This window comes from Frankia sp. AiPa1, assembly GCF_023243075.1.
GTDB lineage: Bacteria > Actinomycetota > Actinomycetes > Frankiales > Frankiaceae > Frankia.
This window is the reverse complement of sequence record NZ_JALKFZ020000146.1, coordinates 20,060-27,744: the sequence shown is the minus strand read 5'-3', so window position 1 is coordinate 27,744 and position 7,685 is coordinate 20,060. Positions and strand designations below refer to the sequence as shown.

The window sequence follows — 7,685 nt, the reverse complement described above, 5'->3', positions numbered from 1 at the left end:
GCCGAGTCGGAACGGTCGCCCGCGCGATCCTCACCCTCGAACACGCATTCCACGAATAGCAGGATGGAAAAGGCTCATTGAACCTTGTGCTTTCCGCTGGTCACGCGCAACCATTTCCTCGAGACAGATCCGCTGATGTTCGGAGTTTGTCACGGATCGGCCATACCCCATTTCCTCGGGACGGAATGCCCAGTATCTTCGAAGCCGCCGACCGGGATTCACGCTGCCCCGCCGGGGGCGGACCTGTCCCACCCGCCCTGTCCTCCATGGCCGTGTCACCTTGAAGGAGCCGCCCGATGCCGCTCTCCTCAGCTCGGCTTCTGATCGCGCTGCTACTCGCCGAACAACATCGCATCGAGCCCGCCAGCGTGCCCGTGCGGCACCCGTTTCCCCCCACGCCGGAACGCCACTTCGTGCACGCCGCCGCGGCGCTCGCCGCAGGTCGTCCCAAGGGGGCGCTGCGCGGGTTGCGGCAAAGCGAGCACGACCGCGCGGATCCTGATCAGGTTGCCGTGCACGAAGCGCTCTGGCTGGCCGCACTCGCCCTCGATCACAACTGGACCCCCGACGGCGCGGGCCTGCTCCATGCCGGCGCGGCCCGGCCCTGCGGGGGGACAGCACCGGCCGATCCCCTGCTGTCCGCCTGGACGGCGCTGGCAGTGCAACGTCAGCGCATCGAGCATCTCGACCCGCTGACCGCCGTGATCTGTGTGCTGGGGGCAGAGGTGATTCCCGGCATCCGCATGGCCCGTGCCCGGCTGCTGTCCGCTCCACCGCCCTCTCGAGATCCGGACGCCGTGCGCCGCCCGAGCCGGTCCTGGGTGAGCATCGGCACCCCCCGGCCTGACGCGCGCTCGATCGCGGCCGGCGAGCCTGACCCGCGCGGCCCAGTTCCCCGCAGCCCAGTTCCCCGCGATCCCGCTGCCCCGCCGACGGCGCCCGCTCGCTCCGTGGCCACCCACTCGGTGGCTGCTCACTCGGTGTCCGGCCCGCCGTCTGGCCCGACGCCCATGGCCGCTTCCTCCACCGTCGTGGCCCCCCCGCCGGGCTCGAGATCGGCGCACGGCCGATCCGTGCCGGGCGACAGGCATGGGTGGGCGGGCCGTCCGGCCAGGCCTCGGGCAACGAGCGGTGGCGCCGGGTCGGCTGATCTCGCCGGTTCGGTGGATGCGGTGCTTCCCACGCTGCCGGCACTTGCGGCGTCGGTGATCCCCCCGTGGGCGATCACCACTCCCCTGATGTTCGGCTGGGTCCCTCCGGGTGGCCTCGCCCGTCCCGACACTCCCGGCCGTGGCCTGCATCGGATCGCGGCCCGTGGCCGGGCCCGCAGTGGACGGCGGCCGCGGGCTGGCGGGCGGGCGGCCACCGCGGCTCGCACGTCGTCGCCGGCCAGCACCGCCCCGGCGGACACCACCGTCACAACAAGCGGCCCGGTTCTCCTCGGGGACGCGCCGGCCGCCCGCCCTGCGGCCTTCACGGCAGACCCGGGCACGGCGCCGGCTTCCGGGCAGGTCAGGCTCGTCGGCTCCCGTGGATCTGATGCGGTGTCCAGCGGCGCGACCGGGACAGCCGAAGCCTCCGGCGTTGCCCAGACAGCCGGCGCTGCCCAGGCAGCCGGGCCAGCCCGGACGGCCGGACCAGCCGGACCAGCATCCAGCCTGGCACGTTCGACCGACGGCGCCGTCGTCCGGCAGCTTGTGGCCAGGGCCGCGCGCACCGGTAGTGGATCGCTGTCCGCGCCGGCTTCGAACCCGCTGTCGGAGCAGGCGGTGGACGCGCTGGCCATCGCGGATGTCTTCGTCGCACGCCTCGCGGAGCTGCCCGTGCGCCAGGCCGGCGCCTACGGTGCGATCCTTCGGGCCGACCTGCTCTTTCGCATGGGCCGGGAGGCACAGGCGGGACGCGCGCTTGATGCCGTCGAAGCGGCCGGGGATGCCGACGCGGCAACTCGAGCGCACACCGCCCTGGTCCGCGGCGACTGGGCCGGATACCCGGACGGTGGCGCGCAGACCCTGGGCCGGCGCTGGGACGGCACCCTGCTCCCCACCCGGCGGCCAGCCGATCGAGGCCAGGCCGAGGTGCTGTGGCTACGGTCGCTGACCGCGTACGGCCAGATCGGTTCCAATGCTGGCCGGGCCGCCGGGCTGATCCGGCTCGCGGAGGCTCCGACCGCGACCGGCCGGCCGATGCTGCGCCGGGCCCGCATCGACGAGGCGGCCCGCCGGGCGCAGACCGCCGGCGACGACGCCCTGACCTGGACGGCCCGCGTGTACAGGCTGGTCGAACGGGCCCGTAGCGGTGAGGCCTCGGCGGCGGAGCTGCGCACCATGATGACGGCGATCAGGGAATGGAGCCGATTCGACGGAAGCGAGAGCTACGGCCGGGGACTATGCCGCCTGCTCGCCACCGCGACCGGGGTCGTGGGCGAGCGAAGCCTGCTCTGAGGGCACGAACTTCTGAGGGCACGAACTTCTGCCTCCCCGCAGCAAAGCCGCAGGCATCCGGACCAGACCGAACCCCGGCAGGACTGATGGCATGGGCGGCATGGGCGAGGCGGCCCAGCTCACCCACCGGCTCACGTGCTGGGCCCGGGAAAGGGCGGCGGGCCGCCCGTGTGCGGGGGTGAAGCCTGCCCGCGAACCGGACGTCCGGAGGACGCACACGGCACAGACGGCGGTGGCGCCACGGTGACTACGGGGGGATTCACCCGGTGACCGGGCAAGGTCACCCAGGCAGTCCCCTCGAACTTGGTACCGACCACGGCTGAGATCTGCGCGAAATCGTCTGGATCAAGATCGCGAAGCCGTTCCTTCACGGTGTCGAGGTAGAACTCGGGCGACAGCGCGAGCACGAGATCGGCATCGGGATGGTTCTCGAGTACCGCGCGCACCCCGACCGCGTCCACAAGCCTCGACGCGATGACGACCGCATTGCCCGCTGCTCCGCCTCCGTCGAGCAGCACCTGGCCGTGATGCAACGACATCCGCAGGCGCAGGCCGGCCGCGGGCTGGCGCACCCGGTTGAAATGGCGTTGCGCGATCCGCAGCTCACGGACGAAGTCACTGGCCAGCAGGTCCTTGGGCACCGCGGCGTCCACGGCGCACAGGCAGCCGTCCCCGGAATCCTGACGCAGCAGCACGTCGTTGGCGATGTCCACCTGCGCGAGCGCCGTGTCGACGACCTCGTGGACCCCGCTCCGCAGATCAACCTGGCCAAGCATGTCGCGGGCGCTGTAGCCGCGGGCGTCCACGCAGAACACGCTGGCATGGCGGGCCGACTCCGGCGCCCTCTTCGACGCCGCGTCGGGTTGGGAGGGTTCCGCCCCGCGACGATGCCGTGCCGGCCCGGGCTGGCGAGGTTCCGGTTCGGGCGCACGCTGTGCCGGCTCAGGTTGGCGCGGCGCAGGCCCGGGCGGTGCGTCGTCCAGGCGAAAGACGGGATTTTCCGGATACCACTTCGCCGCGACGGCAAGCAGGCGGGCACGGCCGTCCTCGAGAATGCCGTTCGTGAACTGAAAGGAGATCTCGGTCCAGAAGTAGAACGGCGGACCGTCGAAAGCCGGGACCTGGTTCCGGCGCATACCGGCAGACTCCAACACCTGGACGGCCAGCGGCCGCGTGTCAAAAACCGTGGCCAGCGCCTCGATCTCCGCCTCGGTCAACTTCTGCGTCACGAGTTCCCCCGAACCGGTGTATACCCTGACGGAGATCAGTGTAGTCCGGCACTTCGGGGTTCGGTACGCCGACGGACCACCCGTGAAACACCGATGCCCCAAAGGCGCCACGACGGCGTCCTCGGGGCATCGGCCAGGCTGGGGCGGCTCAGATCAGGCCGAGCGAGCGCACCGCCTCGCGCTCCTCGGTGAGCTCCCGCACCGAGGCGTCGATCCTCGACCGGGAGAAGGCGTCAAGCTCGAGCCCCTGCACGATCTGGAACGCGCCGCCGGACGCGGTGACCGGGAACGAGGAGATCAGCCCTTCGGGCACCCCGTAGGAGCCGTCGGACGGCAGCGCCACCGAGGTCCAGTCACCCTGCGGGGTGCCGTTGACCCAGGTGTAGACGTGGTCGATCGCGGCCGAGGCGGCCGAGGCGGCCGACGAGGCACCGCGCACCTCGATGATCTCCGCACCGCGCTTGGCGACCCGCGGGATGAACTCCTCCTCGATCCACTTCTGGTCGCCGACCGCCTCCGCACCACTGCGACCGCCCACCTGGGCGTGGAAGATGTCCGGGTACTGGGTCGCCGAATGGTTGCCCCAGATGGTGATCTTCTTGATTTCCGTGTTCGCCACGCCGAGCTTCTTCGCCAGCTGGGCGATCGCCCGGTTGTGGTCGAGCCGAGTCATCGCGGTGAACCGCTGCGCGGGGACGTCCGGAGCGTGCGTCTGGGCGATCAGAGCGTTCGTGTTCGCCGGGTTGCCGACGACGAGCACCTTGATGTCGGAGGCGGCGCCGCTGTTGATCGCCTCACCCTGCGGCTTGAAGATGCCGCCGTTGGCGGAGAGCAGGTCACCGCGCTCCATGCCCTTGGTCCGCGGGCGGGCCCCCACCAGCAGGGCGACGTTGGTGCCCTCAAAGGCACGCTTGGCATCGTCGAACACATCCACGCCGGCGAGCAGCGGGAAAGCGCTGTCCTCAAGCTCGAGGGCCGTGCCCTCCGCCGCTCGTACCGCCTGCGGGATCTCCAGCAGCCGAAGCTTCACCGGCGTGTCCGCGCCCAGCAACTGGCCTGACGCGATGCGGAAAAGCAACGCGTAGCCGATCTGACCGGCGGCGCCGGTGACGGTGACGTTGACGGGCGTTGAACTCACTGGCATCTCCTGGTGCGGGTCATCCGGAGGTCGGACGGTGACCCGGGCCGACCGTCGGGCGATCGTGACCGGACCACCGAGCTGCGCTGCTGTTTCCGTCGCGCCGCCAGTGATGCTAGTCCGAGCAGCGTGCCCGCGGGCAGCGCAGCGGAGCCGAGCGGCTCACACCGCGGGCCCGAACGCGCCGGTGCCTCGCCGCACTCGCCGCCGCGGACCTGCACCCGGCCGGAATCGGCAGCCACCACCGCCGTCCCGCCGTGGTCCCCATCACATCCACACCTGTCACGGGACGGCGGCCGCGGCGGGCTACTCACCGATCTCTTCGCCGCAGCGGGGTGCCGGGCGCAGCACATCGAAACCCGTCGCCTCGTGGTTGACCCGCAGGAAGGTGTAGCAGGAGTTCACCCGGCCGGTGCCTTGGGCGAAGTCGATGGCGGTCGGCAGCAGGCCGTCGGCCGTATAGCTCCGCGTCGCGCGCAGACCGCGTAGGAACGACACCCGACTCGGACACGGACCGGCCGCGGCCAGGCCTCGCAGGAACATGTCCGCCGAGATCCAACCAGCCAGTGCGGCCTGCTGGGTCGGCGGCGTGACCTGCGGCGCGTAGGTGCGCATGGCATCAAGGAAGCGTCGGTGCGCGGGCAGGTTCAGCTCGAACGGCTGGTAGTCGGTGAATGTGAAGACATCGGGCAGGGCTCCGCGATAACGGGCCAGCAACCGCTGGTCGTAGTTCGTCGGCGAGAGAACCACCCGCAGTCTCGCGTGCTCGCTGCGCGCGGCGCCGAGCACGCTGGCGAACGCGCCACCGGTCACGGTGCCGATCATGACATCGGCGCCGCTCGCCCGTACCTGCTTGCCGAGGTCCGCCAGATTGATCAGGCTGGTGGCGTCGACCCTGCCCACGACAGGTATCCCGACGGCACGCAGACTGCGCTCCATCTCATCGGCCAGCGTCACGGATGATTCCGAAAAACCGGACTGGATCAGAACCGCACGGTGCCCACCCTGGTCAGCGACGAATGTTCCCCAGGTGGTGACTGAGGTCCCTTTTGCCACCAGATTCGAATAGCTGAACATGTTGTCGTATTCGGCCCAGGCCGGATCCAGGGAGAGCCCGGTGACCGGGATTCCGGCCCGATGCAGGAACTCGGCGGAGCCGCCGGCCACTGACGACGACTCCAGGATGCCGAACACCTTGTCGTCGTCGACGAGAATGCGGGCGGCGACCTGATTGCCCGTTGGGCTGGACGCATCGTCCTGCCAGACGTAGCCGATCCGCCGGCCCGCCACTCCGCCGGCCTTGTTCGCGACGCCCAGACGCGCATCGGCGCCGTCCCGGAACGTCGCGAGCAGCGACGACGTGATGCCGCTGTCCGGGTAGATCATGCCGACGCGCAGGGAGTCCCGGCCGATTCCCGGCCCGACGCAGGCCGCCGCCGACGGGCCCGAGCCGCCGGACGACGTGCACGCCGCCAGCCCCGAGAGCACCGTGAGACAGGCCACCGCCGCGCGTCCGATCCGCACCGGGCGCCGCGTCCGGGCGGTATGCGGCATCCAGCCGGCCCGCCCGACCCGTACTGCGGCGGCGTCCCTTCCGGCGGCGTCCGCTGGGCGTCCGCCAGATCGCTCGCGACGGCGGCAGGCACGTCGAGATGACCTCGACGCTGCGGCGATGAGGGCCGTGACCGTGCGCACGACCCGACGCTATGCACCCGATCAAGGGCGCTAATGCACATCGGATGATTTTGTGAGATTGACGGAAAAGGCGGACGCGCGCGCACGAACCTGGTCTCGTCCGCACACGGCATGATCCGAACAGACCACGGCGGTGCTACAAATCCACAGATCCACCATGCTGTGGCGACAGGGCACCCCGGCTCCCGGATGCGCATGGCGGCCCTGGGGCGAGGCCGATGGGCGCGCACGGGGGCTGGGGTGAGCACCGGACCGACCAGGCGGCCGGTGTGCTCAGCGGACGAGGCGGGAAGACGCTGGACGAGGCGGGAAGACGCTGGGCGAAGAGGTCAGTACGCGGCGGCGGCGGCGCGAGCGATCGCCTCGTCATGCGGGGTCGGTCCGCCGCTGACCCCCACCGCGCCGACGACCATGCCGTCGCGCCAGAGCGGGACGGCGCCGTTGAGCCCGGAACCGGACAGCCGCTCACCGACCGCTCTCGGCCGGGCCAGACCCGCCTCGGCCGCCCGACCAGCGCGGTCCAGGCCGCGCAGCTCATAGACGGCGGACCCATGGCGGGCGGTCCCAGCACGGGCCGGGTTGTCGCCGGGAAGAGGGTGCTCGTCGAGTTCAGCCTCGAAATCGGGATCGAAGTCATCCTCATGACCACCGTGGACGAGGGCGGCCTCGGTACCTGCCACGGCCCAGTCGGTGGATCCCTCGTCACCGCCATGGCGAACGAGCCGCGCCGGCACCGCGGGCATCGCCGACGCCCGTGCGGCGCAGGCTCGGTCCACCGAGATGTCGGCGGTCCCGAGCCGGGCGTTGTCCATCCGGACATGCGCGACCAGAATCCCAGCGTGATCGACGACGGCGATGTTAACCGGTTGGCCAAGGTGAATCGCATATCTTTCACCGGCGGCGATGATCCGACGGGCATCCTCGAGCGATACGGTCATCCGCGACTCTCCCCATAAAGCGGCGTTCCGGTGCGCCTGACCATAGGCCCACAACGACCGTCCGGTGGTGGAAGGCGCGCCGCACAACAACCGTTGCGTACGCGGGTTCCCCTTGTGGGCGACGGGACACAGAAGGACACACAAAGCCCTGCGATGGCCCGGCCACCCGCGACCGGCCATCGCACGCCCGCCGACGTTCCCTCGATCCATCCTGCGCCGCGTGGGTCGCCGGACCAGGACT

Annotated in this window: 5 protein-coding genes; 1 reads left to right on the top strand and 4 read right to left on the bottom strand. The window is 70.9% G+C overall.

The annotated features are described in order from the left end of the window. Positions 1-296: 296 nt before the first annotated feature. Positions 297-2,444, top strand: coding sequence for a hypothetical protein (locus MXD95_RS16760; protein ID WP_250641579.1), 2,148 nt, complete (start codon positions 297-299; stop codon positions 2,442-2,444). Between the two features lie 131 nt (positions 2,445-2,575). On the opposite strand, the gene MXD95_RS16755 is transcribed toward MXD95_RS16760, so the two are convergent. The 4 genes from MXD95_RS16755 to MXD95_RS16740 all read right to left on the bottom strand — a co-directional run bounded on the left by MXD95_RS16755 (position 2,576) and on the right by MXD95_RS16740 (position 7,444). Next, positions 2,576-3,673 carry an effector-associated domain EAD1-containing protein gene (locus MXD95_RS16755; RefSeq protein ID WP_250641578.1) on the bottom strand — a complete coding sequence of 366 codons (1,098 nt, stop codon included), beginning with the start codon at positions 3,671-3,673 and terminating at the stop codon, positions 2,576-2,578. Positions 3,674-3,821: 148 nt separating this feature from the next. Next, positions 3,822-4,817, bottom strand: coding sequence for a malate dehydrogenase (locus tag MXD95_RS16750; RefSeq protein WP_250641577.1), 996 nt, complete (start codon positions 4,815-4,817; stop codon positions 3,822-3,824). A 300-nt stretch (positions 4,818-5,117) separates the two neighbouring features. Continuing rightward, a complete protein-coding gene (locus tag MXD95_RS16745) occupies positions 5,118-6,335 on the bottom strand; it encodes an ABC transporter substrate-binding protein (RefSeq protein WP_250641576.1) in 1,218 nt (405 codons plus the stop codon). Between the two features lie 500 nt (positions 6,336-6,835). Continuing rightward, positions 6,836-7,444 carry a GlcG/HbpS family heme-binding protein gene (locus MXD95_RS16740; RefSeq protein ID WP_250641575.1) on the bottom strand — a complete coding sequence of 203 codons (609 nt, stop codon included), beginning with the start codon at positions 7,442-7,444 and terminating at the stop codon, positions 6,836-6,838. Between the last annotated feature and the right edge of the window lie 241 nt (positions 7,445-7,685).

Bases quoted from the DNA above. Each gene is read 5' to 3' on its own strand.
- MXD95_RS16740 (WP_250641575.1), bottom strand. From the start codon at position 7,444: ATGACCGTATCGCTCGAGGATGCCCGTCGGATCATCGCCGCCGGTGAA.
- MXD95_RS16750 (WP_250641577.1), bottom strand. From the start codon at position 4,817: ATGCCAGTGAGTTCAACGCCCGTCAACGTCACCGTCACCGGCGCCGCC.
- MXD95_RS16760 (WP_250641579.1), top strand. From the start codon at position 297: ATGCCGCTCTCCTCAGCTCGGCTTCTGATCGCGCTGCTACTCGCCGAA.